General features: G+C 71.1%; 22 protein-coding genes and 1 pseudogene. 7 read left to right on the forward strand and 16 right to left on the reverse strand.

Going from position 1 to position 25,821, the window contains the following annotated elements; genetic code table 11:
* Positions 1-7 precede the first annotated feature (7 nt).
* The gene (locus AMK18_RS16120) at positions 8-1,282 is read right to left on the reverse strand and encodes an extracellular solute-binding protein (RefSeq protein WP_073863319.1); all 1,275 of its coding nucleotides are present in this window, start codon (positions 1,280-1,282) and stop codon (positions 8-10) included.
* 371 nt (positions 1,283-1,653) lie between these two features.
* On the opposite strand from AMK18_RS16120, the gene AMK18_RS16125 reads away from it, so the two are divergent.
* Positions 1,654-2,718: a LacI family DNA-binding transcriptional regulator gene (locus AMK18_RS16125; RefSeq protein WP_018103504.1), complete on the forward strand. Its 1,065-nt coding sequence runs from the start codon at positions 1,654-1,656 to the stop codon at positions 2,716-2,718.
* 117 nt (positions 2,719-2,835) lie between these two features.
* Positions 2,836-3,789, forward strand: a complete 954-nt coding sequence (locus AMK18_RS16130) for a phosphatase PAP2 family protein (protein WP_420707104.1) — start codon at positions 2,836-2,838, stop codon at positions 3,787-3,789.
* Positions 3,790-3,878: 89 nt separating this feature from the next.
* On the opposite strand, the gene AMK18_RS16135 is transcribed toward AMK18_RS16130, so the two are convergent.
* The 9 genes and pseudogenes from AMK18_RS16135 to AMK18_RS16175 all read right to left on the reverse strand — a co-directional run bounded on the left by AMK18_RS16135 (position 3,879) and on the right by AMK18_RS16175 (position 15,939).
* A complete protein-coding gene (locus AMK18_RS16135; RefSeq protein WP_073863320.1) occupies positions 3,879-6,869 on the reverse strand; it encodes a bifunctional [glutamine synthetase] adenylyltransferase/[glutamine synthetase]-adenylyl-L-tyrosine phosphorylase in 2,991 nt (996 codons plus the stop codon).
* Positions 6,870-6,916: 47 nt separating this feature from the next.
* Entirely contained in the window at positions 6,917-7,723 is an 807-nt protein-coding gene (locus AMK18_RS16140; RefSeq protein ID WP_018103501.1) for a putative protein N(5)-glutamine methyltransferase, read from the reverse strand.
* Between the two features lie 165 nt (positions 7,724-7,888).
* Positions 7,889-8,113, reverse strand: a complete 225-nt coding sequence (locus AMK18_RS16145) for a hypothetical protein (protein WP_018103500.1) — start codon at positions 8,111-8,113, stop codon at positions 7,889-7,891.
* A gap of 74 nt (positions 8,114-8,187) precedes the next feature.
* Positions 8,188-11,028, reverse strand: coding sequence for a helix-turn-helix transcriptional regulator (locus AMK18_RS16150; RefSeq protein WP_073863321.1), 2,841 nt, complete (start codon positions 11,026-11,028; stop codon positions 8,188-8,190).
* Between the two features lie 112 nt (positions 11,029-11,140).
* Entirely contained in the window at positions 11,141-12,049 is a 909-nt protein-coding gene (locus AMK18_RS16155) for a hypothetical protein (protein WP_073863322.1), read from the reverse strand.
* Between the two features lie 129 nt (positions 12,050-12,178).
* Positions 12,179-13,384, reverse strand: a complete 1,206-nt coding sequence (locus tag AMK18_RS16160) for a S1 family peptidase (protein WP_443333222.1) — start codon at positions 13,382-13,384, stop codon at positions 12,179-12,181.
* A gap of 689 nt (positions 13,385-14,073) precedes the next feature.
* Positions 14,074-14,427, reverse strand: a complete 354-nt coding sequence (locus tag AMK18_RS16165; protein ID WP_073863324.1) for a hypothetical protein — start codon at positions 14,425-14,427, stop codon at positions 14,074-14,076.
* A gap of 10 nt (positions 14,428-14,437) precedes the next feature.
* Positions 14,438-15,139 carry an aspartate/glutamate racemase family protein gene (locus tag AMK18_RS16170; protein ID WP_073863325.1) on the reverse strand — a complete coding sequence of 234 codons (702 nt, stop codon included), beginning with the start codon at positions 15,137-15,139 and terminating at the stop codon, positions 14,438-14,440.
* 42 nt (positions 15,140-15,181) lie between these two features.
* Positions 15,182-15,939: pseudogene (locus tag AMK18_RS16175) on the reverse strand (hypothetical protein).
* An 87-nt stretch (positions 15,940-16,026) separates the two neighbouring features.
* Here AMK18_RS16175 and AMK18_RS16180 point away from each other — a divergent pair.
* Entirely contained in the window at positions 16,027-16,794 is a 768-nt protein-coding gene (locus tag AMK18_RS16180) for a hypothetical protein (protein ID WP_073863326.1), read from the forward strand.
* A 17-nt stretch (positions 16,795-16,811) separates the two neighbouring features.
* Here AMK18_RS16180 and AMK18_RS16185 read toward each other — a convergent pair whose 3' ends face one another.
* The 3 genes from AMK18_RS16185 to AMK18_RS16195 are packed head-to-tail and all read right to left on the reverse strand — an operon-like array spanning position 16,812 to position 18,192.
* A complete protein-coding gene (locus tag AMK18_RS16185) occupies positions 16,812-17,279 on the reverse strand; it encodes a tetratricopeptide repeat protein (RefSeq protein ID WP_079199297.1) in 468 nt (155 codons plus the stop codon).
* 59 nt (positions 17,280-17,338) lie between these two features.
* Complete coding sequence (locus AMK18_RS16190; RefSeq protein WP_241836600.1) at positions 17,339-17,659, reverse strand: hypothetical protein; 321 nt, start codon at positions 17,657-17,659, stop codon at positions 17,339-17,341.
* 44 nt (positions 17,660-17,703) lie between these two features.
* On the reverse strand, positions 17,704-18,192 hold the full coding sequence (locus AMK18_RS16195; RefSeq protein ID WP_073863731.1) for an NUDIX hydrolase: 489 nt from the start codon (positions 18,190-18,192) through the stop codon (positions 17,704-17,706).
* Positions 18,193-18,210: 18 nt separating this feature from the next.
* Here AMK18_RS16195 and AMK18_RS16200 point away from each other — a divergent pair, with 18 nt between their 5' ends.
* Together AMK18_RS16200 and AMK18_RS16215 are read left to right on the forward strand one after the other, a co-directional pair.
* Entirely contained in the window at positions 18,211-18,990 is a 780-nt protein-coding gene (locus AMK18_RS16200) for a GntR family transcriptional regulator (protein WP_073863732.1), read from the forward strand.
* 642 nt (positions 18,991-19,632) lie between these two features.
* Positions 19,633-20,058, forward strand: coding sequence for a contact-dependent growth inhibition system immunity protein (locus AMK18_RS16215; RefSeq protein ID WP_073863330.1), 426 nt, complete (start codon positions 19,633-19,635; stop codon positions 20,056-20,058).
* A 16-nt stretch (positions 20,059-20,074) separates the two neighbouring features.
* Here the strand turns inward: AMK18_RS16215 and AMK18_RS16220 are convergent, their stop codons facing one another.
* On the reverse strand, positions 20,075-20,818 hold the full coding sequence (locus tag AMK18_RS16220; protein WP_073863331.1) for an alpha/beta hydrolase: 744 nt from the start codon (positions 20,816-20,818) through the stop codon (positions 20,075-20,077).
* Positions 20,819-21,078: 260 nt separating this feature from the next.
* On the opposite strand from AMK18_RS16220, the gene AMK18_RS16225 reads away from it, so the two are divergent.
* Complete coding sequence (locus AMK18_RS16225) at positions 21,079-21,441, forward strand: hypothetical protein (RefSeq protein ID WP_073863332.1); 363 nt, start codon at positions 21,079-21,081, stop codon at positions 21,439-21,441.
* Between the two features lie 7 nt (positions 21,442-21,448).
* On the opposite strand, the gene AMK18_RS16230 is transcribed toward AMK18_RS16225, so the two are convergent.
* Entirely contained in the window at positions 21,449-23,305 is a 1,857-nt protein-coding gene (locus tag AMK18_RS16230; RefSeq protein WP_073863333.1) for a hypothetical protein, read from the reverse strand.
* Positions 23,306-23,448: 143 nt separating this feature from the next.
* Positions 23,449-24,810, reverse strand: a complete 1,362-nt coding sequence (glnA, locus tag AMK18_RS16235) for a type I glutamate--ammonia ligase (RefSeq protein ID WP_018103490.1) — start codon at positions 24,808-24,810, stop codon at positions 23,449-23,451.
* A gap of 226 nt (positions 24,811-25,036) precedes the next feature.
* Here glnA and AMK18_RS16240 point away from each other — a divergent pair, with 226 nt between their 5' ends.
* Positions 25,037-25,723 carry a DUF3105 domain-containing protein gene (locus tag AMK18_RS16240; protein ID WP_026171576.1) on the forward strand — a complete coding sequence of 229 codons (687 nt, stop codon included), beginning with the start codon at positions 25,037-25,039 and terminating at the stop codon, positions 25,721-25,723.
* The last annotated feature ends 98 nt before the right edge of the window (positions 25,724-25,821 follow it).

The following is a 25,821-nucleotide window of genomic DNA, read 5'->3' on the forward strand; positions in this document are numbered from 1 at the left end:
TCCTGAGTTACTTCCAGCCCTTGAGGAGCTTGCGGTAGGAGTCGCCGGTCGTCTTGACCGCCTTCTCCGGGGTCGTCTGACCGGTGAGGACCTTGGTGTACTCGGTGACGAGCGGCGCGAAGAGGCTGCCGGTCTCCGGGATCCACGGGCGCTCGACGGCGCTCTCGACCACCGGCTTGAAGAAGCCGACGATCTCGTTGTTGACGACCGGCTCCTCGGCGTAGGCGGAGGTACGGGTCGGCAGGAGGTTCAGCTCCTTGGTGACCTGGGCCTGCGTCTTGACGGAGGTCATGTAGTCGACAAAGGCGTAGGAGGCGTCCAGGTTCTTGGAACCGGCGTAGACGGCCAGGTTGTGACCGCCCTGCGGGGCGCCCTGCGCGGCGGAGCCGGACGGGACCGGGGCGACGCCCAGGTTGGCCTTGTCCTGGAACTCCTTGCCGGTGTAGGTGTCGGCGACGGCCCAGGGGCCGTTGATCATCATCGCGACGTCGCCGTTCTTGAACGACGCCTGCATGTTGTCCCAGCCGTCGGTGGCGTCCGTCTTGGCGGCGCCCGAGTCGACCAGGTCCTTGACGACCTTCATGGCCTTGACCCCGGCGGCGTCGTCAATGGTGACGGTCTTGTCGGCGGCGTTGACCATGTCGCCGCCCTCGCCGTACAGGAAGGACAGGAACCAGTAGGCGTCGTCGCCGCGCAGGTAGAAGCCGGTCTTGCCGGTCTTCGACTTGATCTTCTTGGAGACGGTCTTCAGCTCGTCGATGGTGGTGGGGACCTCGACGCCGGCCGCCTTGAACATCTTCTTGTTGTAGAAGATGCCCATGGAGTCGATCACCTGCGGCACCGCGTACGTCTTGCCGTTGTACTTGGTGGACGCGGCGGCCTGCTTCAGGAAGTCGCTCTCCTTCTGGAGGGCGGGGGTGCCGTCCAGCGGGGCCAGGTAGCCGAGGTCCGCGAACTCGGGGGTCCAGGCGACCTCGGAGCGGATCACGTCGGGGGCGCCGGAGCCGGCCTGCGCCGCGTTCTTGAACTTGTTCTGCGCGTCACCGAAGGGCACGTTGACGTACTTGACGTCGACCTTCGGGTGCAGCTTCTCGAAGCCCTCGGCGATCTTCTTGAAGACCTTGTCCTCGCTGCCCGCGGTGGAGGTGTCCCACCACGTCACGGTGCCGGAGAGCTCGCCCGAGCTCTTGGAACCGCCGTCGGACTTGTCGTCGCTGCCGCAGGCGGTCGCCGCGAGCGCCAGGGCCGCGACCAGGGCGGTGGCCGTTATGCCACGTCGCATCTGAACTCCTTCAACTGCCGTACCGCTCCGTCGCGGCGCCGGGTCGACGTGAACGTAACAAGGATGAAAGACGATCGAAAGACTTTGCGGAAGATTTCTGCAAGCCCCGGCGATCGTTACATTGGCGTGTCCTCAAGGTTGCCGTCAAGCCACTTGACGAAACTCCCCGATCCCTGCCACAGCGGGCCCACCAGCCCCGATTCCGCAGTGCGACGATCTGACCGCAGCTGGCAAACCGGGCCCGCAAGACCTTGCAAGACGTTGCCGCCGGACCCGGCGGGACGCCGCTCCGGACGCCCCGGGACGGCCGGTCCCGCCCGATTCCTGTGCATGGTGGGCAATCCGACCCGCTCCCGGTACAGTCCAATGCCATGACCGCACGGCTTGCCGATATCGCAACTCAGGCGGGGGTCAGCGAAGCGACGGTCAGCCGTGTACTGAACGGCAAGCCCGGGGTAGCCGCTGCCACCCGTGAATCCGTCCTCGCGGCGCTCGACGTACTCGGCTACGAACGGCCCGTACGGCTGCGCAGGCGCAGCGCGGGGCTCGTCGGCCTGATCACGCCCGAGCTGGAGAACCCGATCTTCCCGGCGCTCGCCCAGGTCATCGGGCAGGCGCTGACCCGGCAGGGCTACACCCCGGTCCTCGCGACCCAGACCCCGGGCGGCTCCACCGAGGACGAGCTGACCGAGATGCTGGTCGACCGCGGCGTCTCCGGGATCATCTTCGTCTCCGGGCTGCACGCCGACACCTCCGCCGACATGGGGCGCTACGAGCAACTGCGCGCCCAGGGCGTCCCCTTCGTTCTGGTGAACGGTTTCTCGCCCAAGGTGCAGGCACCTTTCATCTCGCCGGACGACCGGGCCGCGATGCGGCTGGCGGTGACGCACCTGGTGTCGCTCGGCCACACCCGGATCGGGCTGGCGGTCGGCCCGAAGCGCTTCGTGCCGGTGCTCCGCAAGATCGAGGGCTTCCACGCCACGATGCGCGAGCAGTTGAACCTGACGGCGGACGAGGTCGAGGAGCTGATCCAGCACTCCCTCTACACCCTGGAGGGCGGCCAGGCCGCCGCCTCCGCGCTGATGGAGCGGGGCTGCACGGCGGTGGTGTGCGCGAGCGACATGATGGCGCTCGGCGCGATCCGGGCCGCGCGGCGGCTCTCCCGCGAGGTCCCGCGCGAGCTGTCGGTCGTGGGCTACGACGACTCGCCGCTCATAGCGTTCACCGATCCGCCGCTGACCACGATCCGCCAGCCGGTGACGGCGATGGGCCAGGCCGCGGTGCGCACGCTCCTGGAGGAGATCGGCGGCACGCCCGCCCCGCACAGCGAGTTCGTCTTCATGCCGGAGCTGGTCGTACGCGGCTCCACCGCGGCGGGCCCCGGCCAGGACGGTGCGGCCCCCGCCTCTCTCCCAGGGTCGCACGCGGGGGCGTAACCGGCCCGTCGCGCACACCTGACGCTCCGCGCCGGACGTGCAACTCGCGCTCCGCCGGAGGATCATCGGGCAGAGAAGGCAAATCTGGCAGACTCTGTCCCTATGGGTGAATTGAGCGTGAAACGACAGGAAGGCCGCACGGAGGCCACCCCGTCACCCATCGTGAACGAGGCGGCTCCCGAGGCGAACACGAAGCAGTCCGGTCGCACACACGGGCTCGGCAGAGCGCTCGACAGACCCCTCGCTCACGCCGCGTCCCGGCTGCGCTCCCCACGGTCGCCCCGGCGGCCCCGCCTCTGGTTCGAGATCCTGCTCGTCGCGATGAGTTACTGGGTGTACTCGCTGGTGCGCAACGCGGTCCCGGAGCAGAAGGCCGCCGCGCTCGCCAACGCGGACTGGCTGTGGTCGGTCGAACGGTTCCTCGGCATCGCGGTCGAGCAGTCGGTCAACCACGCGGTGAACTCGGTGACATGGCTCATCGTCTCGATGAACTACTACTACGCGACGCTGCACTTCATCGTCACGATCAGTGTGCTCGTATGGTTGTTCCGCCGGCATCCGGGCCGTTACGCGGCAGCCAGGCTGGCCCTGTTCGCGACCACGGCGGTCGCGCTCCTCGGCTACTACCTGTACCCGTTGGCCCCGCCCCGCCTGATGAACGGCGGCCACTTCATCGATACGGTCCTGGTCCACCAGACCTGGGGTTCGATGGCGTCGGGCAACTTCAAGAACATGTCGAACCAGTACGCGGCGATGCCGTCGATGCACATCGGCTGGTCCCTCTGGTGCGGCCTCACCGTCTTCGCCCTGGCCTCGGCCCCCTGGGCCCGCATCCTGGGCCTGCTGTACCCCACGGTCACCCTGATGGTGATCGTCTCGACGGCGAACCACTTCTGGCTGGACGCGGTGGGGGGCGTGGCGTGCCTGGCGTTCGGTTACGCGGTGTCGTACGCGTGGTACGGGTCGCTACCGCACCGGCTGCCGAGGTGCATCCCGCGCAAGACGGACCGCCCGCGCCTCAGCGCGCTCGGGGCGCAGCCCCACCGCGAGCCCGCGGCGACCCGCCACTGACCCCGGGGCAGCGGCCGAAATCAAGCCCCTCCGGCGATTGAGGAGCGGGGTGTGGGGGAGCGCCCCACGAGACCCCCGGAGGGCCCCGCTCAGCCCCCGTAGAACCGCTCCTCGACAACCCCCCGCGCCCGCCGCGTCACGCGGCGATAGTCGTCCAGCATGTCCCCGACGTGCCCCTCCTCGTACCCCAGGTACCGCCCCACCGCGGTGAGCTCGCGCGGGACCGAGGGGAACGTGTCGCCCGGGCGCCCCCGTACGAGCATCACCGCGTTGCGGACGCGGGTCGCGAGGACCCACGCCTCGTCCAGGGTCTGGGCGTCCTCCTCCGAGATCAGGTCCGCCGCGCGCGCCGCGGCCAGCGCGGCGCGGGTGCGGGTGGTGCGCAGGGCCGGGACCTCGTGCCCGTGGCGCATCTGCATCAGCTGGACCGTCCACTCGACGTCGCTCAGCCCGCCGCGCCCCAGTTTCGTGTGCAGCGTCGGGTCCGCCCCGCGCGGCAGCCGCTCCGACTCCATCCGGGCCTTGAGCCGCCGGATCTCCCGTACCGCGTCCTCGCCGAGCCCGTCCGCCGGATACCGCAGGGGGTCGATCAGCGCCACGAACTCCGCGCCCAGGTCCAGGTCCCCCGCCATCGGCTCGGCCCGCAGCAGGGCCTGGCTCTCCCAGCCCAGGGACCAGCGCCGGTAGTACGCGTCGTACGACTTCAGGGTGCGTACGAGGGGCCCGTTCTTGCCCTCGGGGCGCAGGTCCGGGTCGATGAGGAGCGGCGGGTCCGCGGTGGGCAGCTGGAGGAGGCGCCGCATCTCGGCGACCACGCGGTTCGCCGCCCGCCCCGCCTCCTGCTCGTCCACGCCCGCGCGCGGCTCGTGCACGAAGAGGACGTCCGCGTCGGAGCCGTATCCCAGCTCGTGCCCGCCGAACCGCCCCATGCCGATGACGGCGAACCGGGTCGGCAGGGTGTCACCCCACTCGGCGCGCACGGCGGCGCGCAGCGCACCCGCGATGGTGACGGCGTTCAGGTCCGTGACGGCGCTGCCGACCCGGTCCACGAGGGCCCCGGGGTCGGGCTCGGCGGGGCTGTCCTCCGTACCGTACGAGCCGATGAGGTCGGCGGCCGTCGTGCGGAAGAGCTCGCGCCTGCGCACCCCTCGTACGACCGCGACGGCCGTCTCCGCGTCGTCCGCGCGGCCGACGGCGGCCAGCACCTCCTGCTCCAGGTGCTCCCGGCTGCGCGGGGCGAGGCCGTGCGGGTCGCCGAGGATGGAGACGGCCTCGGGGGCGCGCAGCAGCAGGTCCGGGGCGAGCCGCCCGGCCGACAGGACCCGGGCGAGGTTTTCGGCGGCGGCCCCCTCGTCGCGCAGGAGCCGCAGATACCAGGGGGTCTTGCCGAGCGCGTCGGACACCTTGCGGAAGCCGAGGAGCCCGGCGTCCGGGTCGGCGGAGTCCGCGAACCAGCCGAGCAGCACGGGCAGCAGGGTGCGCTGGATGGCGGCCTTGCGGGAGACCCCGGACGACAGGGCTTCCAGATGGCGGAGGGCGGCGGCCGGGTCCTCGTAACCGAGGGCGACGAGCCGTGCGGTGGCGGCCTTGGTGCTCAGCCGGGACTCACCGGGCGCGAGCTGCGCGACGGCGTCGAGCAGCGGCCGGTAGAACAGCTTCTCGTGCAGCCGCCGCACCACGGACGCGTGCCGCCGCCACGCCTGGTTCAGCTCGGCGATGGGGTCGGTGCGCAGGCCCAGGGAGCGGCCGAGGCGCCGCAGGTCGGGCTCCTCGTCGGGGACGAGGTGGGTGCGGCGCAGCCGGTAGAGCTGGATGCGGTGCTCCATGGCGCGCAGGAAGCGGTAGGCGTCGTCCAGCTGTACGGCGTCGACGCGCCCCACGTATCCGCCCTCGGCGAGCGCCCCCAGCGCCTCCAGGGTCGATCCGCTGCGCAGGGACGGGTCGCTGCGGCCGTGCACGAGCTGGAGGAGCTGCACGGCGAACTCGACGTCCCGCAGCCCGCCGGGGCCGAGCTTCAGCTCCCGGTCGACGCGGTCGGCGGGGATCGTGTCCACGACGCGGCGGCGCATCTTCTGGACGTCGGGGACGAAGTTCTCCCGGTCCGCGGCCTGCCAGACGAGCGGCGAGACGGCCTCGACGTACTCCTCGCCGAGCGCCCGGTCCCCGGCCACCGGCCGGGCCTTGAGCAGGGCCTGGAACTCCCAGGTCTTGGCCCAGCGCTGGTAGTACGCGAGGTGCGAGGAGAGCGTGCGGACGAGGGGGCCGTTGCGGCCCTCGGGGCGGAGGTTGGCGTCGACGGGCCAGATGGTGCCCTCGACGGTGGTGTCGGAGCAGATCCGCATGAGGTGCGAGGCGAGCCGGGTCGCCGCCTGCATGGCCTTGCTCTCCTCGGCGCCGTCGGCGGGCTCGGCGACGAAGATGACGTCCACGTCGGAGACGTAGTTCAGCTCGTGGCCGCCGCACTTGCCCATCGCGATGACCGCGAGCCTGCACTGCGCGGCGTCGTCGGGGGCGGCGGCCGAGGCGATGCGGAGGGCGGCGCGCAGGGTCGCGGTGGCGAGGTCGGCCAGCTCGGCGGCGGTCTCGGCGACGTCGGTGGTGCCGCAGACGTCCCGGGCGGCGATGGACAGCAGGGAGCGCCGGTAGCCGACGCGCAGGGCGTCCGGCCCGTCCGCCCCGGCGAGCTCCTGCTCGAACTCGGCGATCCCGGGGTGCAGGTCGGCGGCCTCGTACGTGACGAGGGCCTGCCAGTCGCGCGGGTGCCGGGCCAGGTGGTCGCCGAGCGCCTCGGACGCGCCGAGCACCCCGAGCAGCCGGTCCCGCAGCGGCTTGGCGGTGACGAGGGTGTCCAGCAGGATCTGCCGCTCCCCCGCCTCCTCCGCCTCGACCAGCCGGACGAGGCCGCGCAGCGCGAGGTCGGGGTCGGCGGTGGCCCCGAGCGCGTCGAGGAGCACCGAGTCGGTACGTACGGACGAGAAGTCCGGCAGGTCGAGCAGCCGCTCGGCGGCGGACGGGTCGGTGAATCCGTGCCGCAGCAGTCGGGTGAACGTACTGCTCCTGCGCCCCGGCACCATGGTCATCCCGCGCTCTCCCGCTCGCCGCCCGATCAGCTCCCAGCCTTCGGAGTTTAGGCGGTGCGGGCGCGGCGTGCGGGGAGCGTCCCGGTGAGGACGGTCGCGTACCGCTCCTCGCAGGAGTCGACACGCGTCACGAGCCCGCTGTCCGCCAGGACCCCTGCGGCGGTGTCCGCCTGCCGCTCGCTCGTCTCGACCAGGAGGCTGCCGCCCGGGGCGAGCCAGCGGGGCGCCTCCGCGGCGACCCGGCGCAGGACGTCGAGGCCGTCGCCGCCGCCGTCGAGCGCGACGAGCGGTTCGTGGACGCGGGCCTCGGCGGGGAGGAGGGCGACGTCGCCGGTCGGTACGTACGGCACGTTGGCGAGGAGCACGTCGACGCGGCCGCGCAGGGCGCCGGGCAGGGGTGCGAAGAGGTCGCCCTCGTGGACCCGCCCCCGGTCGCCGATGTTGCGCCGGGCGCAGCGTACGGCGGCGGGCTCGACGTCGGCGGCGTGCAGCTCGACCCGGTCCAGGGCGGCGGCGAGCGCGGCGCCGAGCGCGCCGGAGCCGCAGCACAGGTCGACCACGACGGCCGGGTCCGGGGCGAGGGTGACGGCCCGGTCGACCAGGAACTCGGTGCGGCGGCGGGGGACGAAGACGCCGGGGTCGACGGCGATCCGGAGCCCGGCGAACTCGGCCCAGCCGAGGACGTGTTCCAGAGGGTGCCCGGCGGCGCGCCGGGCGGCCATGGCGGCGACTTCGGCGGGATCGGCGGCGGTGGCGGCGATGAGCCCGGCCTCGTCCTCGGCGAAGACGCATCCGGCGGCGCGGAGGGCGGCGGCGAGGGAGGACAGATCGGACGGTGACAGCGGGACCGGCATGGTGCGGAGCCTTTCGGAGGAACGCCGAGGGGTGCTCCGCGGCAGGCCCTAAGTCCGGTCGGCCACGCGTTCGCGGGAGGGGAGCACCCGGGTCGAAACAGCGGTAATGGGTCCCACCTCCTTGGTCGTGTCCCCGTGCGGGGATGCGAAAGACTACCCCAGGTCTCAGCCCCGCCTGTGCCGGTACTCGTTCCCGCCGTTGACGAAGCTGTTGTGGACGGCGACCGAGGTGTTGGCGGCACGGATGTTGCGTATCTCCGCGCTGTGGTGCCGCTCGATCTCCTGGCCCTCGAAGGTGTGCGTACGCCGCCGGTGCCGCAGGTTCACCTTCACGATCAGAAACACGATGGCGCTCAGGAGCAGCCCGAACACGATGAGAACCGCAAACATGGTGTACCTCCCCCGTTCCCCCTGGTTCCGCCCATTGTCGGGTATGCGAGGAGGGTGGTCCAGGTCCTCGGGGGTCACCGCTGCGCGATCTCGACCCCGGGGCGGCGGTTGCGCTCCGCGTCCGGGGAAGCCCCTTCAAGTACCTGTGGTGCAGGGGCCGTTGCCAGGCGGCGGGCGAGGTCGCGGCGGGAGAGCGCACCGGTTTTGCGCATGGCGCGGGCGATGTGCTGCTCCACCGTCCGGGGAGACAGGTGGAGGGTCGCGGCGATCTCGCGGTTGGTCAGGCCGGAGACGGCCAGCTGGGACACCTCGGCCTCCCTGGGGGACAACTCGTCGGCGTGCGAGGGGCGTCCGGGCGGGCGGCCCTTCTTCACCGGCCGCTGTGTACGCAGCAGGGCTCTGACCCGGGCGGCGTCCCAGACGGCGCCCAGCTCGGTGAAGGTCCGGGCGCAGGTCTCCAACTCGGCGACCGCCGACAAGGTGGAGAGGCAGTCGGAGACCGGGCCCTGCGACACGGCCGTGTCCCCGCCCTCCCCGGCCGTCCGGGTATCCGCTTCGGCGGCCATGAGCACACAGCGCGCGGCACCCTCAGCGGTCAGTGCCCGGCTGTAGGGGTGAGGCATGACCCCGTACGCCGCCGCGGCCTCCCGGTAGAACTCTGCGGCCCGGGGAAGGCCGCCGCGCTCCTCCCCGGCGAGCGCCTCCGTCTCGGTCAGAACGGCCCTGCCCCAGAGCAGCGAGGCCTGGGGGGCGGGCGCGTCGCGTCCGTCGAGGCCCTGAGAGAAGGCCCGGATCATGGCGTGCGCGGCGGTCGTGTCGCCTGCGCGTGCCACTGCCTCCACGGCCCACGGAAGAAGTTCGTGGCCCCACGTCCACACCCCCTTTTCGGCGAGGGCCGTCCAGGCGGCGCGTGCCCGGTCCGCCGCGGCGTCCACCTCCTGGCGGGCCAGGGCGAGGCGTATCGCGGCACCGGCCGCCGTCGCTGCCAGCGGCACTGGCAGGTTCTCGGGTCGGGTCGTCCCGCGCTGGGACAGCCAGGGCCCGGCCTCGCCCCAGTCGCCCCGGGCGAGGGCGAGCAAGCCCCGTACGACGTAGGCGTCGGAGGCCAGGAAGGGCATGTCGGCGGTCGCCTCGACGAAGTCCTCGCACCGCTCGGCCAGGCCGGTCCACTGGCCGGTCCACCACTCCTGGAGCAGCCGTGCCCCCAGCGCCGTGTGCTCCAGGTAGGGCGCGCCACTGCGTGCGGCCAGCTCCAGTCCTTCCGCGAGCAGGTCCTCCGCCCGGTCGTGGAAACCGAGCCAGACCGCTGAGTTGGCGGCGTTGCACAGACCCCGCGCGGCCTGCCGGGCGCACGCGGGGTCCGTGTCCTTCCCGGACAGCTCCCCTACCAGGTCCCACGCCCCCGGGTCGGCGCAGCTCAGGGCGAGGTCGGCCCGGTTGGCGAGGACCGCGGTGCGCATGGCCTCGTCCTCGCCGGCGTCCGTGAGGGTGACGGCCCTGGCCATCCACTCCCGGTCGGCCTCGATGTGGTTGCCCGGTACGAACGTGCTGGACAGGGCCGCCATGGCGCGGGCGGCCAGGACCGGCCGGACCTCGCACAGTTCGGCGGCGGCGAGCTCCAGCACCTGGCGTCCCTCGGGCCCCCGGCCCATCTGGTTGGCCAGCATCAGGCCCAGGTCGAGCCGCAGCTCTCCGCGTACGGCCGCGGGCAGGGACGCGTCCCGCACGATCTGCGCGAGCACCTCGACGGTCTGGTCCGAGCGCAGTCCGGTCACCGCGCTGCGGGCGAGGAGCGGCGCGAGGCGGGCGCGGCTCTGCGGGGGCAGACCGGGCGTGGCCAGGGTCCGTTCGAGCAGGGTGATCGCCGGCTGGTGCCGGCCCGCCGCGGCTTCCGCCGCAGCGGCCTTCTCCACCGCCGCGAGCCAGCTGCGGGTCTCGCCGGCCGCCCTGTGGTGTTCGGCCACGTCGGCCCAGGGCACGGGCTGCCTGCGACGCAGTACGGCCGCCGCCCGGCCGTGCAGGTCCTGACGGACGGGTCCGGGGACACAGGCCCGTACGGCGGGGGCGGCCAGCGGGACGGCGAAGCCGTAGCGGCCCTCGGTCGGTTCCGCGAGGGCCGATGTCTCCAGGGCCCGCAGCAACGCGCCGGTTCCCGCCACGCCTCCGAGCCCCGACACCGCGATCAGCTCGTCCCCAGGGGTGGGTGTGCCGAGGACGGCGGCCGCCCAGACCACCGGCCGGTGCTCCGGGGGCAGCGCGTGCGTACGGCTCAGTACGAGTTCCGCGAGGCGGGTCGGTACCCCGGCCGCCTCCACCTCGGCCGCCGTGCCGGTGAACGCCGGATGCCGTTCCCGCAGTACGGCGAGGAGGTCGACGACCACCTGGGGCACTCCGGCGGTGAGTTCGTACAGTCTGCGCGCCGCCTCTGCCGTGCAGCTGCCGTCCAGCGCCTCCGCGGCGGCCCGGTGGACGCGTTCCTCGTCCCAGGGCGCCAGCCGGTGCCGGAGCACGGTGAGCCGGGAGGGGTACGTCATCGGCGAACCGCCCAACGGCAGGCCGGGGACGGGTAGTTCCTCGGGCCGGTAGGCCACGGCGGCGGCGGATCCCGGCTCCAGTCCCCCGAGGACGCGGCGCAGCCACCGCAGTTCGGCCTCGTCCGCCCGGTGGACATCGTCCACCAGCCACAGAGTGGGCGCCTGCCGGTTCCCGTCCTCGCCCGGCGGTCCGGCGCCGGCTCCGCACCCCCACCGCACGCGGACCGCGTGCGCCGTCCCAGGCAGGCCGGCCAGTGCCCGGAGCAGGTGGCTCTTGCCCTCACCTGCGGCGCCCTCGACGAACAGCAGGACCGGTTCGGCGCACTCGTCGGTGAGGGCGCGGGCCAGGGGCAGCAGAGCGGAACCACGCGTCAGGTTCACGTCGTCGTCCTCGCTCTCGTTCTGGCGGAAGGTGCGGAGACGGCGCGCCCCGGCACCTCGCCGCCGGTGCCCGCACCGTACCAAGGCCGTGGCGGGGCGAGCCCGCCCGTGTTCAGTCGGCCCAGCGCCACTCGACGCCGTGGACACCCGGCGCCGGCTTCATGGGAAGCAGGTGCGTCGTATGGAGTCCGTCGAGCGGTGCCAGCTGGCGCCCGGGCTCGGCGCCGAGTCGTCTGCGGTAGGAGTGCCAGCACTTCGAGGGCAGGGCCGAGGGGTGGAAGCGGACCTGGAGCAGATAGGTCTGCAGGGGTGTGGTGACGCGGGACTCGTGCTGGTGGGAGACGCCCGCGGTCGCGGCGGTACGCACGGTGTACTCGACGACCGCGGTCTCGTTCCTGACCAGTCGGCGGCCGAACGGGATCTCGGCGACGACGCAGTTGGGCTCCGGCCGGAACCAGGTGCGCGGGGCCGGCCCCGAGGGGACGGTGACGTCGGTCGCGCCGCCCTCCGCGCCGTCCAGGGTGTGGATGACCGTGAGGTGCCGCGCGTCGTGGTGGACGGCTCTGACCGCGACGGTGACGCGGATCTCGTCGACGAGGCGGTGCTCGTTCACGCGTACCGCCTCGTGGACGACCAGTCTTCGCAGACCGGCGTTGAAGTGCGGGAAGTCGTCGCCGAGGGCCTGTTCCACGTCGGAGTTCTCGCCGTAGACACCACGGACGGCGGCCGGGTCGTGGGGCGGCACCCAGCCGCGCGGCCGGCGCCGCAGCAGGGACCGCAGGGTGCCGCCGGGGAGGCCGAGGAACGGCTCCAGGATGTCGACGGCGCACAGGGACCGGGCCTTCTCCGGCTGGCTGCGCCCGCTCTGCCAGTAGCTGAGGGTGGCGACGCTGAGGGTGATTCCGTGGGCCTCGAGGTGATCGCGTACGTCCTCCAACGGCAGACCACGCCGTTGCAGGGCCTGTTTGAACGTCGTCGCGAACATCGTGTCCGGGTCGGTGATGTGGGGGGTGTTCACCATGGCGTCTTCCAGCGGGTGGAGGTCTTCGGACGGGAGTCGCGGCCGGGGCGTACGGGCCCCGCCGGGAAGCAGCCGGGGCCGCTCGCCTTGTTGCGCGAGCGGCCCCGGCCTTTCCCCTTGCGGACGTGCTCAGTTGGTGTTGAGCGTCAGCCCGTAGTACTGGAGGGCGTCGCCGAGCGGCTGGAAGTACGAGGAGCCGCGGGAGTTGACGCCGCCGGTGCACTGCTGGTTGGTCGGGCCGCCGGAGGTCATGCCCTGGGCCTGGTTGCCGGAGATGTAGGCACCGCCGCTGTCACCGCCCTCGACGCAGACGCTGGAGGCGCCCAGGCCGGTGATCACCGTGTCGGGGCCGCCGTTGAGATCGACGTACGTGACGGTGTTGTTGTACGAGGTGATCGATCCGCAGGTCCAGCCGGTGGTGGCACCGGACTTGCAGATCGCGGCACCGACGGCGGCCCGGCTGCTGCCCTTGACCGCGACCGTCTTGGTGCTGCCCTGGTTCCAGGTACCGACGGCGGTGACGATCGAGTGGCCGGAGTTGACGGTGGCAATGCCCATGTCAACGCTGTTGCTGCCGAGCTTGTAGCGGGTGTTGTAGCCCTGGGCGAAGGCCGTGCCGTCGTAGCGCAGGGTGTTCACGATGCAGTGCCCCGCGCTCACCAGGTACTGCCTGCCGGAGCTGTCGTGGGCGCCGTAGCCCACGGAACACCAGCCGGTGGTGTTGTTCAGCGTCATCTTGCTGCCGGGGTAGATCGCGGCCTTGGCTTCGAGCTGTTCCTGGCCGCGCACGATCTCGACGGCGGCACCGTAGCCGGCGGCCTTCGCGAGGAACGCCTTGGCGGCGGCGCCCCGGTCGTCGCTGACCTTGACGGTCACCTTGTCGGAGGCCAGGTCCACGGACCAGGAGGCCACTCCGGAGGGGACCTTCTTCGCGGCGAGGGCGTCCAGCCGGGACTTGACCTTGTCGAGTGCCGCCTGTCCTCTCGCGGGCACCCGGGCCGCGAGGCCGGCCTTCTCGACCCTGGCCGCCTCGCCCTTGTCGCCGACGTTGACGGTCAGCTTCCCGGAGCGGTCGAAGAAGGCCCCGTCGCCGGCTATGCCGCTCTTCGTGAGCGCGGCCAGCCTGGCCTGCTGGGCGGCCTGCCGGTCCAGCCGTTCCGTCGTGGCCTTCTCGCTCACACCGAGCGAAGCGGCCAGCGCCCGGACCATCTCGGGCTGGTAGCGGGGGGCGGACTCCGTCTCCTGCGCCTGTGCCAGGGTCTGGGTTCCCAGGACTGCCGAGGCCGAGAGCGCGATGCCCAGCGCTGCCATGCGGTACTTACGGGAGTTACGCACGTTGATCCCTTCTGATGGGCAGCCAGAAACTCAAGGGGGGTGTACGCCGAAATGCGTGAACAACGCACCGACGAAGGCGGTTTCTGGCTAACGGAAAGTCATCGACTCGCCGCGAACGGAACTATTGCCCAGCGATCGAAGGGATTTCAAGTCGCAGACATCGGAAATATTTCTTAACAGAGTCGCGGGCATTCCTGTTGAATAAGAGCCCAGCAAAAGGCCGTCATCCGACGCCCTTTCGGGACACGGTTCACGCCCAGCGTTGCCGCCCGCCCCCGGACCCTAGAGCCATCGGGCTCGCCGTTACATCAGGGGGCCGGATTCACGTATACGCAGAAAACCCGGCGCACCCGGGGCGCAGCCTGCACCCCGGCGGGATCCTCGACCGGCCGGCCGCGACCATGGACGCCTGGCCGTACGGAAGGACGATCCCGGCAACGCGCTTCTGACCGGCCCGGCGTTTTCTACGTATCCGTAAATCGGCGCCCCGTATGGAATCGGAAGCGATCCGCTCCCTACGATTCCAACGGAACCCGAGAGACATCCACAGATGATTTCCGTGGTTCAGGCCCGGCACGGCGCCGGCGACTCGAAGACCACCACCCGCTTCGAAGCCACCGCCACCGATCAGGCCATGGGCCGCGGCAGGAAAGCCCGCCGCGGCCCATGGTTTTCAACGCAGAGTCCTGTCACCGGAACTCGTGGGTCACCGTGATCTCGCCCACGATGTGCGCGTTGAACTCGTCCAGTTCCTCCGCCGGCACCCACAGTTCCAGGATCGTCCGCCCACCCGCCTGCTGAACGGGATACCGGCTCAGGAACTCCGACTCGACGTCGAACCGGGTGACGTAGCCGACGCCACTGTGCTTCACGTTCCAGTCCCTCGCGATACGGATCGCGTAGTCCTCGTTGAGCACCGGATAGAAGATCGGCTGCTCGGGAAGCCGGGGCGGCCAGGCGCGCCAGTCCAACTCGCGTACGAGCGCCAGTTCCTCGGGCCCGGTGGGCCGCCACAGGGTGGTCGTTGCGTGCGGGCTTTCCATGGGGCGGAGGCTACCGGCCCCGGGGCGCTAGCGCTGCCGCGACGGCGGCCTCGGCGTGCAGGCGCGCGGTGGCGAAGACGGGAACGGGGCTGTGCTCCGGGCCGACGAGGAGTTCGATCTCGGTGCAGCCGAGGATGATTCCCTCCGCGCCGGCGGCCACGAGGCGGCCGATCACCTCACCGTAGGCCGCTCGGGATTCCTCCCTGATGACGCCGAGGCAGAGTTCGTCGTAGATCACCCGGTGGACGAGGGCTCGGTCGTCCGCGTCGGGCACAAGCACCTCCAAGCCGTGTCCGGCCACCCGGTCTCGGTAGAAATCCTGCTCCATGGTGAACGCGGTGCCCAGCAGCCCCACCCGGGTCAGCCCGGCGGTACGGACCGCGGCCGCCGTCGCGTCGGCCAGGTGCAGCAGGGGAACGTCCACCGCCGCCGCCACCTGGTCGGCGACCTTGTGCATGGTGTTGGTGCAGATCAGCAGCAGGTCCGCACCGGCCGCCCGGAGCGACCGGGCGGCGTCGGCGAGCATGTCGCCGGCTTCCGTCCAGCGTCCGGCCACTTGCAGTCGCTCGATTTCGGCGAAGTCGACCGAGTACAGGACGCACTTGGCCGAGTGGAGGCCGCCCAGCCGCCCCCGGACTCCCTCGTTGAGCAGCCGGTAGTACTCGGCGGTCGACTCCCAGCTCATGCCGCCGATCAATCCGATGGTCTTCATCGCGCCACTCTCGCACGCACTCCGCCGGCCGCCCGGCGAGGTCTACGTGAGGGCCCCCGGTGACGGCCACCCCAGCCACCAGATGAAGAGGCCGCTCAGCAGGACGAGCAGAAAGATTACGGCGTTGGTGCGGCGGTACGTGACCAGGAGGGCGACGAACTCGCGGATCATGGCGCTCGGCCAGAAGTACGCGGCTGTCGGGGCGCCGATCACATGGGGCGCCGGCCCTTCCGTGACAGCCTGGCGTGTTCCTTACGGGCCCGGTCGAGGCGGCCGGCCTGCAGTGGGGGCACGGTGGTGCCGCCGATGAGGCCCGAGCCGAGGACCACCACGTAGTCCGCCCGGCGCCGGATGCGCAGACGCCCGTACAGGCTCCCGTAGACGAGGAAGCAGAGGAACAGGAAGGCGATGTACCCGGCGAGCGCCACCGCTGTCGCCGCCACGACCAGAAGCGTGTGGGTGTGCAGCACCAGCGCGGTGATCAGCAGCCCGAGCAGGGCGACCAGGGCCGTGCCCGCTCCCAGGGACAGCAGGTTCGCCGGGCTCCGGCCCTCCTTGCGGACCATGGTGATGAGGAACCACGCCAGCGTGACGACACCCACGCCCGCGAGGGTCAGCAGCACGACGACCAGGTCGCGGCCCAACTGGGCTCGCTCCGAGGCGACATGCAGCAGGAGCGCGACGACCGCGAAGACGACGGACAGGCCCAGCAGGACCGCGTTGCTCACTCGGCGGCGGTCTCGTACCAGACCCGTACAGAAAAGGAGGAAACAGATGAACGACGGGACCAAGGCCACCATGTACCGATCCTGCGAGGCGTGCCACGAGACCCGCTGTCGGACCCGGGTGGCAGCATCACCGGGGTGAACAACCCGAGAAGTTCTTCGATGCCCCCACGCCCTCCGCGCACCGAGCGCGTCGGTCCGCAGACCTCGTCCGCCGTGGCCGGCCTGCCGTTCAAGCCTGATCTCGTCAGGGCGGTGTTCCGGGACGTGACCTCGTTGCACGTCTCCCGGGCCGCCGCGTGGACCGCCGCTTCGGCGACGCGGACCGTGCTGACGGAGATCATCGACGCCGCCGGAGCAGCGGCGGCCGAGAAGTCCAGGAAGCGGCTGATACCCGAGGACCTCATCGCGGCGATCGACCGGAACGTCGAGGTGGAGGTGGGATCGGACTGGTACCTGTACAGCCCGACCTTCCACGGCCTGCTGGGCGAGTTGCGCGACGCCGAGGGTGTGCTCGTGTCTCTCCGCGAGCGGCGCGGGACGCGTACTCCGAGTGGTGTGGCCGGTGCGCACCGCTTCGAACCCGGGGTGAGGAGGCTGCTGGGGAGCCGGGGAGTGAGGGCGGTCCCGGCCCTGGTCCGCGACTTGGACGGCATCGCGAGCGTGTTCCTCACGGACCTGGCCCGGGACGCGGCCGAGGTCGTCCGCCGAGGCGGTGCCGAGCGGTTCGGGTCGGTCGCCCTGACGGCGCCCGCCCCGGCCCGGCAGCCCGAGGATCCGCCCCTCGTCGTGTCCGACCGCCGCGGGGACGGGCGGACCGTCGGCGCGGACGACGTCGTGGTCGCCGTCAGGCAGCAGCTGTTCGGCGCTCTCAGGCAGCGCGCCCTCACCGAGGCGGCCGAGACGACACGGCGCACGTCGGCCGGCTGACCGCCTCCCGACGATGCCTAGCGCGGCCCAGGATCCGCCTCCGCATTGTTCCTCCGTATCGTCAGCACGTTCCGCGTCCACCGCGTATCGGAGTGGTCCTCGCCCAGCACGCGCACCATGTCGGCCAGGACCTGTTCGTACGCGGTCAGCGCTCCGGCCCTGTCCCCGGCTTCCCATACATGGCCGGCATGGTTGAAGCGCGTGACGAGCACGTGCGGGTGGTCCTCCCCCAGCGCTTCAGCCCGCGCGGCCAGCAACCGCGCGTGGACCTCCAGCGCACCGGCCGCGTCCCCCAGTTCGCGCAGGCGATGGGCCTCATGCCGGAGACCGGCGGTTTCAGGGGCCTCTTCGCGCAATACCCGGTCGCGGACGTCGAGTTCCCGGTTCGCCCGCACCGTCCAGTCCGCCCGCGACCGCCTGCGCACCGCCTGGGCCACGCACCCGGCGGCCAGCAGGACCGCGGCGACCTTCCACCTTCGTGACATACGCATCCTCCCCCGTCGACCTCCCGGTCACGCCGCCAAACGCTACAGAGAACCGGCACTCACCGCTCGGCTTCGATGGCCTCGAAGATGTCGGCATCGGTCTCCCGCTGCCACTCCGGCAATGCACTCCAGTCGGCGACGTACCCGGGCTTCGGCTCCTCGAAGTGCTTGTACATCTGGGCCGTCCAGCACAAGGCGACGAACCGCCCCTTCTGCTCCCGGGACAGCCGCGCCGCGTGCCCGCCGCTCACCTCGACGAACTGCCGCACCTGCGCGCACACCGCCCCGGCCGCCTCCCGCTCCCACTGCGGGGTCTCCTCCCACGGCGTGACGTACCCGGCCTTCGGCTCCCCGGGAAAGTGCCGCCGCACCCCGGCGATCCAACTCTCCCGAAACAGACGCGCACCTTCGGTCTGTGAGACGACTACCCCTTTTCCGCGATGTCTTCAGGAAGCGGATCGAACGCCCTGCCGTCGTGTGTGCGTACCTGCGGCGCACCGTCGAGCAGGGCGTCGGCGACCCGGACCGCGTAGACCTCGGCCATCCGGGCCGCGACCTCGTCCGGGGTGAGCCACTCAACTGCGGTTGATTCGTCGGACAGTTGCTCGCAGCCGCCCTCAGCGCGACAGCGGAAGACCAGAGCGACGATGCCTCGCGACGTGTTCTTGTACACCCCGGTCAGCCGGTCGACCCGCACCTTGAGACCGGTCTCCTCGTAAACCTCCCGCCGGACGCCGTCCTCCGGGGCCTCAGCCAGTTCGAGCACACCACCGGGCGGCTCCCAGGTCCCGTTGTCGGCCCGCCTGATCGCGAGTACGCGACCGTCCTCCCGGACGACAACTCCGGCCACTGACACGGAGTGAAGCGGCGTTGACGGCTTCTCGTGACGGATGTTACTCATATACATGAGAATAGGAGACTCAGAAGGACCATGACGGGCAACGACGTAACCTCTTCGGCCAAAGCGAAGTATCTCCAGATCGCCGACGACCTTACGGCGCAGATCCGGTCCGGCATGCTGGCAGCCGGGGACCCCGTGCCGAGCGAGACAACCCTCATGGAGCGCTACGGGGTCGCCTCGGGAACCGTACGCAAAGCAGTCGCGGAACTGCGGGCCACGCAACTGATCGAGACCCACCACGGGCGCGGCTCGTTCGTGCGCTCCCGGCCGCCCGTGGAGCGCAAGTCCTCCGACCGGTTCCGTCGGGCACACCGGAAGGCGGGCAAGGCGGCCTACCTCGCGGAAGCGGAGCAGTCCACCGGCAAGCCCTCCGTGACCGTGCTCTTCATCGGCCCGGCCGAGGCGCCCGAGGAGATCGCGGAGCGACTGGGCGTGAGCGTCGGCTCCCAGGTCCTCGCACGCAAGCGCCGGTACTTCCGCGAGGGCGTTGCGACCGAGGAGGCCACCTCCTACCTGCCTTGGGACATCGCGAAGGACATCCCGGAACTGTTCGCCGAGAACCCAGGCGGGGGCGGGATCTACGCACGCCTCGAAGAGCACGGCCACACCCTCGCGGAGTTCAGCGAAACGGTCCGCGCCCGCCTCGCCACCAAGGCCGAGGCATCCGCACTGTCACTCAGCCCGGGGTCCCCGGTCGTCCACCTCGTACGCAATGCCGGAGCGACGTCCGGCCGGATCGTGGAGGTGTGCGACACGATCATGGCCGCCGACCAGTTCGTCCTGGAGTACCGCTTCCCGGCCGAAGACTGAGATCCCGTCACCCTTAGGCGCTGCGGAGCTCGTTGAGGCGAGGACGGCCACTTGACTCATGCACAGGAGTCGGGCATTGCCATCCACATCACTCATGCACATGAGTGCATGACATCGATTCTTACACATGAGGTGCTCATGTCGTCGTTCAAGGTTGCTGCTACGCGTATGACGCTGCGGGTGTCGCGCGACTCGGGCCGGACGTGGGGCCCCATCACGGTGGTGCAGGTGCCGGATGCCCGGGCACTCCCCGACCTGGGCGGATTCCCGCCGTGTGGTTGCGCGCGGTGCGTGGAACGGAACCCGCTCGCAAACAGCCGGGCGGTGTCGTGATGCGGTGCACGCTCTGGCGCCGCCTACCCTTGGCCCTCGCCGAGGAGGCACGTCACACCGCCGCGTCGGGCTGCGTCGACGCGGCCGCACAGTGCCAACTCCCCCACCACACCGGCGGCCCGCACTACGCACTCCTGGACGAGGCCGGGCCCGCCACGGCCCTGTGGCTTCGGTGGCACGACGCCGAAGTCGGGCTCAGCGTCCTCCCCGACTGCCCGTCCGCCGCCCCCGGGAACGACGGCGACGCCTGCTGTCTGTTCGCCGGGCACCCCGGCTCGCACACGTGGGTCGAGGCCGACAATGAACGCCATGGGCCCTCTGCTGCATCTCGACCGCACGCTCGATGAGCTGGATCCGCCGCGCTGGCCGGAGCCGGCCGCCGACGCGACCCGTCTGGTGCGGACGGTGCATGCGCTGCGGCGCGTACCGCTGCGCGAACTGACGGCGGCGGATCTGCGGACGCTCGTCTCGCAGGGGGTGGCGTTGCCGTACGTCGTCCCGCTCGCCGTGCGCCTGTTGGTGGAGGAGCCGTTGCTCGACGCCTACTTCTACCCGGGCGACCTGCTGCTCGCCACCGTGAACGTGCCGTCGACCGTCTGGACCCTGCTGCCGGAGCTCGCGGAGGAGCTGCGTGCAGTCGTCGCGGCCCTGCCCGAGTCGGCGCATGCCGATCTCCCCCGCGGTGCCGCAGGAGAGATCGACCGCTTCATCGCCGGGCGTCAGCGGAACTCGTGAACCACCTGGATGCGCGTCAGCCGAGGTGTCGGGCGAAGAAGCGGACCGCGCTCTCCGCCTCGAAGCGGGGCAGTTCCTTGTGCTTCCCCGAGTTCACGTGCAGGGACTTCTCCGTCGAGGCGAAGGCGTCGAACAGGGCGAGGCCCTCCTCGCGGGAGATGTGCTCGTCGTCCCACTGGAGGTCGAACTCGATCGGGATGATGATCCGCTCCGCGTGACCGGCCAGCGCGTCGGGCCAGTGCTGGCCGAAGACCGCGGCCGTGATCCGGGGCTCGGCGGCCACGAACGGCACGCCGATCGCGGTGCCCATGTTGATGCCCCAGAAGCCGACCGGGCCGTCCGGGCCGATCTCCGGGAGTTGCTGGAGGGCGTCCAGCAGCGCGCGGTACTCGGGCACGGCGATCCTGGCCAGGTAGTCGTTGTAGCGGACCACGACCGGCCCCTCCGGCTCACCGGCCGCCCTGGCGGCGAACAGCGCGGCGACCTCCCGCTCGTCGTGCTCGGTGCGCTCCCGGTCGCCGTGACCGGGAGCGTCGAGGACGGCCACGTGGTAGCCGCGGCCCTGCACCAGGTACCTGGCCCGGCCCGACATCGCGGGGTGCTTCTTGTGGTTGCCGCCCCCGTGGGCCTGGAGGACCAGCGGCGCGCGGTCCGCACCGGACTGCGGGGACCAGAGGACCCCGGGGACGCCGTCGACGGTGAAGTCGCGCTCGACGATGCCGTCAGCGGTGGACTCGGCGGTGAAGAGAAGAGTGTTCATGGCGGTTGCCCTTCGGGAGTGCCTGCGAGAAAGGCGCTCCCGGCGAGACCTGGATCAGCCGCCGGCCGCAACGGAGAGGGGGAGCACCCACGTACGTACAACGTTCACGGGTCTCACCTCCTCGACTGGTGTCACGGTCTGCGGGAAAGCTATCGGCGATGTGGTCGTCCCTCAATCCCTTTTCCCGCACGCGAACGGCTCGGGCGCGGTCCCGTTCGGGAGGGTGGCAGGTGATGTGGCCGCGTCAATAGAGTGACGGGATGGGACTCTTCAAGCGGAACAAGGCGACGTCCGGCGTGCTGCTCGTGTCCGACCGGGGCATCCAGCAGGTGAGGACCGCGTCGTACGGGATGGACCTCGTGCAGGAGGTCGCTCGTCTCCTCGGTTCGGAACACATACGCTCCACCAAGCTCGGCGAGGAGCTCACCCTCTGGTACGCCGAGGAGGGCCCGGGCCGGGCGCGCTCCGGCCCGCCCAACCCCGTGGCCAGCCGGCTCGCCGCCGACCACGGCGCGGCGCCCGTCACCGGTCCCGCCGTCGTCACCGGTCCGCTGCTCTACGGCAGCCCGTACCCGCTGGGCGCCGAGGAGATCACACAGGTTTCGGGGCGCCTGCACGGATAGCCGCGGCTCAGCCGGCCATGGCCGCCACGATGCGAGGCAGCAGTACGGCGTTGGCGCCGTCGAGGGACACCCTCACCGGCTGCTGCCTGCCCCGCTCACGGATCCACACCAGGCCGTCCGCGACCTCGACGTCTGTGATCGACCGCCAGTCGGCCTCCATCACCCCGCGCAGCGTGAGCCCGCCGCGGTGCACGCTCATCTCGCCGATGGTGAACGAGCCACCGCGCCGGATCAGGTCGAGCCGCTCCGCGAGCAACCGCGGTTCGAGGACCCGCTGCGCGAACTCGACCAGGGCCAGCCACCCTTCGGGGGCCTCGGCCCTCTTGCCGTTCTTGCTCCACATCAGATTTCGCAGGCCCCTGAGTGAGTCCCCGTATCTGCCCACGCCGAACGTGTACGTATGGGTGTACGTGGAGGGGACCAGGAAGCCCTGGTGTCTGGTCCGCGAGACGGGATAGCGGACCCACTCGATCTCCTCCCAGGCCAGCGAGTCACTGCCGTACGTGATCCGCTGCCGGTCGGCGACCACGTGTGTCGTCCAGCCGACCCGACTGTCCACGAAGGGGCGCTCGGGGACCTCCTGACGTAGGGGCGCGGATGGCGGAGGCGCCGTGCGCGGGGTGGCCGTGCTCGGGGTGGCCGTGCTCGGGGTGGCCGTGCTCGGGGTGGCCGTGCTCGGGGTGGCCGTGCTCGGGGTGGCCGTGCGCCGGCCGTTCGCCCCGGCATGGGCCCGCAGCCATGCCGGCACCCCGGCCCGCGGATACGCGGCGAGGTCGTTGCGGTAGTGCGAGGGTGCGAGCAACTGCCCGTCGGGGAGCCGCTCGTCGCCGTAGTCGTACTGGGTGGAGACCTCCGCCCGGCCGTCGGGCCCCTTGATGACGGCGACGATCAGACGCAGCCACGGTCCGGCCGGCATGGCGGCCGCGAGGTGGCGCTGGCGGCGTACGAGGAGGGCTATCTGCTCCGGCACCCGCGCCTCCACGGGCCGTTCGTTCTCCCAGAAGCACAGATCGGCCGTCTCGGCGGAGACCGCGCAGGAGAACGCCGCCACCATGCGCTCCCACCGCGGTGGCCCGCACAGCGCCAGTTGGCGGGCGATCTCGTCGGTCAGCGCGGTCACGCGGGCCGCCGTCACGTCCTCGGGCGGGGTACCGACGACGGTGAAGCCGGCGACCGCGCCCGGCTGCCCCGGGCGGGCGTCGAGGCGCTCGAACTCCGCCTTGAGGTCGTTCATGAACGCCTCCTCGGCGGGCGGGCGCCGTACGAAGGCCTCCTCCCCGGTGAACAGGGCCTCGGCCTGTCCGGGCGGGATCGCGGAGGTGACCTCCTTGACGCGCCCCGTGTCACCGACCAGGAACACCGAACGGCCGACGGGCATGTCGAGGAAGGCCAGCGGATCGCTGTCATCGACGTCGACGGGCGCGTACACGCTCCAGCCCGCGGCGAACCGATCCGCCACCAGGCCCCGGGTCGGGTAGTCCAGGCCGCCGGTGGCGATGTGCTCCTGAACCAGGGAGATGGCGCGCCGTTCGTCGATGCGTCCGACCGCACCCGGCTGCGGGGCCCTGCCCAGCGGATGGCCCGGGTCCGCCCCGCCCGGGCCCGGGTAGTGGTGGGTGAGCTCGAACCACAGGCGCATCTCGTCGGCGGTCACCGCGTCGGTCCCGGGGCTCACGGCGTCCCAGGTGCCTTCGGGATCGCGGGCGTAGAGCCCGACGGACTCCCCCTGGGAGACGGTCACGTAGTCGCAGGCGTGGAGATCCCCGTACGCGGCGACCATGGCGAGCGAGGGCGCGGCGGGGCGCTCCTCGCGGGCGATCTCCCTGCCGGCCGGGTCCGTCGCGGCCAGTACATGACGGCTCATCAGCACCACTTCCTCGCAGACGTGGGGCATGACCGTAGCCCAAGGCGACCGTCAGGGTGAAGAAGGGACCCGTCCCCGGGCCGCCGTCAACCGCGTACGGGCCGACGGTGCGCCACCGTCGGCCCGCAACAACGTATAGCGGCCTACAACACCGGCAGCAGCGCCTTCAGTTCGAACGCCGTGACCTCGCTGCGGTACTCCTCCCACTCCCGCTTCTTGTTGCGGAGGAAGAAGTCGAAGACGTGCTCGCCCAGGGTCTCCGCGACCAGTTCGCTCTTCTCCATCAGGGAGATCGCCTCGCCCAGGTTCTGCGGGAGCGGTTCGATGCCCATCGCGCGGCGTTCCGCGTCGGAGAGGGCCCAGACGTCGTCGTCGGCGCCGGCCGGGAGTTCGTAGCCTTCCTCGATGCCCTTGAGGCCGGCGGCGAGGAGGACCGCGTACGTCAGGTACGGGTTGGCGCCGGAGTCGATGGAGCGGACCTCGACGCGGGCCGAGCCGGTCTTGCCGGGCTTGTACATCGGGACGCGGATGAGCGCGGAGCGGTTGTTGTGGCCCCAGCAGATGTACGAGGGGGCCTCGCCGCCGGCGCCCGCGGCGCGGGAGGAGCCGCCCCAGATGCGCTTGTAGGAGTTGACCCACTGGTTGGTGACGGCGGAGATCTCCGCGGCGTGGCGCAGCAGGCCCGCGATGAAGGAGCGGCCGACCTTGGACAGCTGGTACTCCGCGCCGGACTCGTAGAACGCGTTGCGGTCGCCCTCGAAGAGGGAGAGGTGGGTGTGCATGCCCGAGCCGGGGTACTCCGAGAACGGCTTCGGCATGAACGTGGCCTGCACGCCCTGCTCCAGCGCCACCTGCTTCATGACCAGGCGGAAGGTCATGATGTTGTCGGCGGTGGAGAGCGCGTCCGCGTACCGGAGGTCGATCTCCTGCTGGCCCGGCGCGCCCTCGTGGTGGCTGAACTCGACCGAGATGCCCATGGATTCGAGCATCGTGATCGCCTGGCGGCGGAAGTCCATGCCGACGTTCTGCGGGGTGTGGTCGAAGTAGCCGGAGCTGTCGGCCGGGGTGGGCCGGGTGCCGTCGACCGGCTTGTCCTTCAGCAGGAAGAACTCGATCTCCGGGTGGGTGTAGAAGGTGAAGCCCAGGTCCGAGGTCTTGGCCAGGATGCGCTTGAGCACGAAGCGCGGGTCCGCGAAGGACGGTGAGCCGTCCGGCATGAGGATGTCGCAGAACATCCGGGCCGTGCCCGGCGCCTCCGCGCGCCACGGCAGGATCTGGAACGTCCCCGGATCCGGCTTGGCGATCATGTCCGACTCGTAGACGCGCGCGAAGCCCTCGATCGCGGAGCCGTCGAAGCCGATGCCCTCGTCAAACGCCTGCTCAAGCTCCGCCGGAGCGACGGCCACGGACTTGAGGTAACCGAGCACATCGGTGAACCACAGCCGTACGAACCGGATGTCGCGCTCCTCAAGGGTCCTGAGGACGAATTCCTGCTGCTTGTCCATAGCCACATCCTTGCAGTTCAGACGGTCCGTGCTCCACCTCCCGGGGCTGGGGAGAGACTCCAGTATCACGACCCCGGATTTCCCCCAGATTACGCACCCGACGTGACATGGAGCACGCGGCCACCCACTACGATCAGCGGCCGTGGTGTGCGCGGGCGGGAAGCGCCCCGTCACCCACCCGGAGCCGCCCGGTCCCCGTCCCCTTCGCAGAAGGACCACACACCACATGAGCTACGACCGCAGGGCCCGAATAGAGCAGATGCGCAACGCCGACCGCGCGCGGGACCGGCGCAACCGGATCCTCGCCGTGAGCCTCGGCGCCGTCGTCGTCGCGGGGCTCGTCGCCTTCGGTTCGTACACGATCCTCGACAAGTCGGACTCCGACGGTTCGGACAGTTCACTGACCGCCGACGGGAAGGGCGGTACGCCCTCCGCCGGGGAGACGGACGAGAACCTGGCCACCGGGCCGATCAAGGGCGAGAAGTCCTGGGACGCGAAGAAGCTCAGCCGCAACCATGTGACCGACGCCGTCGACTACCCCATGAAGCCCCCGGTCGGCGGGGACCACAACCCGGTCTGGATGAACTGCGACGGCGAGGTCTACAAGAAGGCCGTCCCGGATGTGAACGCCGTGCACGCCCTGGAGCACGGTTCGGTCTGGGTGACGTACACCGACGACGCCCCCGCCGCCGACGTGGCGAAGCTCGCCGACCGGGTCTCGAAGACGCCGTACTCGCTCATGAGCCCCTACAAGGACCAGGCCGGGGCCATCATGCTGAGCGCCTGGGGCAAGCAGGTCACCGTCGACGGGGCGGACGACCCGCGCGTGGCGCAGTTCTTCGCGCATTACGTGCAGGGCCCGCAGACCCCCGAGCCGGGCGCCGCCTGCACGGGCGGCCTCGACGGGGAGTGAGCCGGGCCGCCCAGGCGGCATGTCCGGAAAGTTCCCTCGTGCCGTAAATGCACCCGAATGGGCTATAGCGGTCGCGTCCCCCGAACGGGCCCATGACG

Source organism: Streptomyces sp. CB01249, assembly GCF_001905735.1.
In the GTDB taxonomy this organism is placed as follows: Bacteria; Actinomycetota; Actinomycetes; order Streptomycetales; family Streptomycetaceae; genus Streptomyces.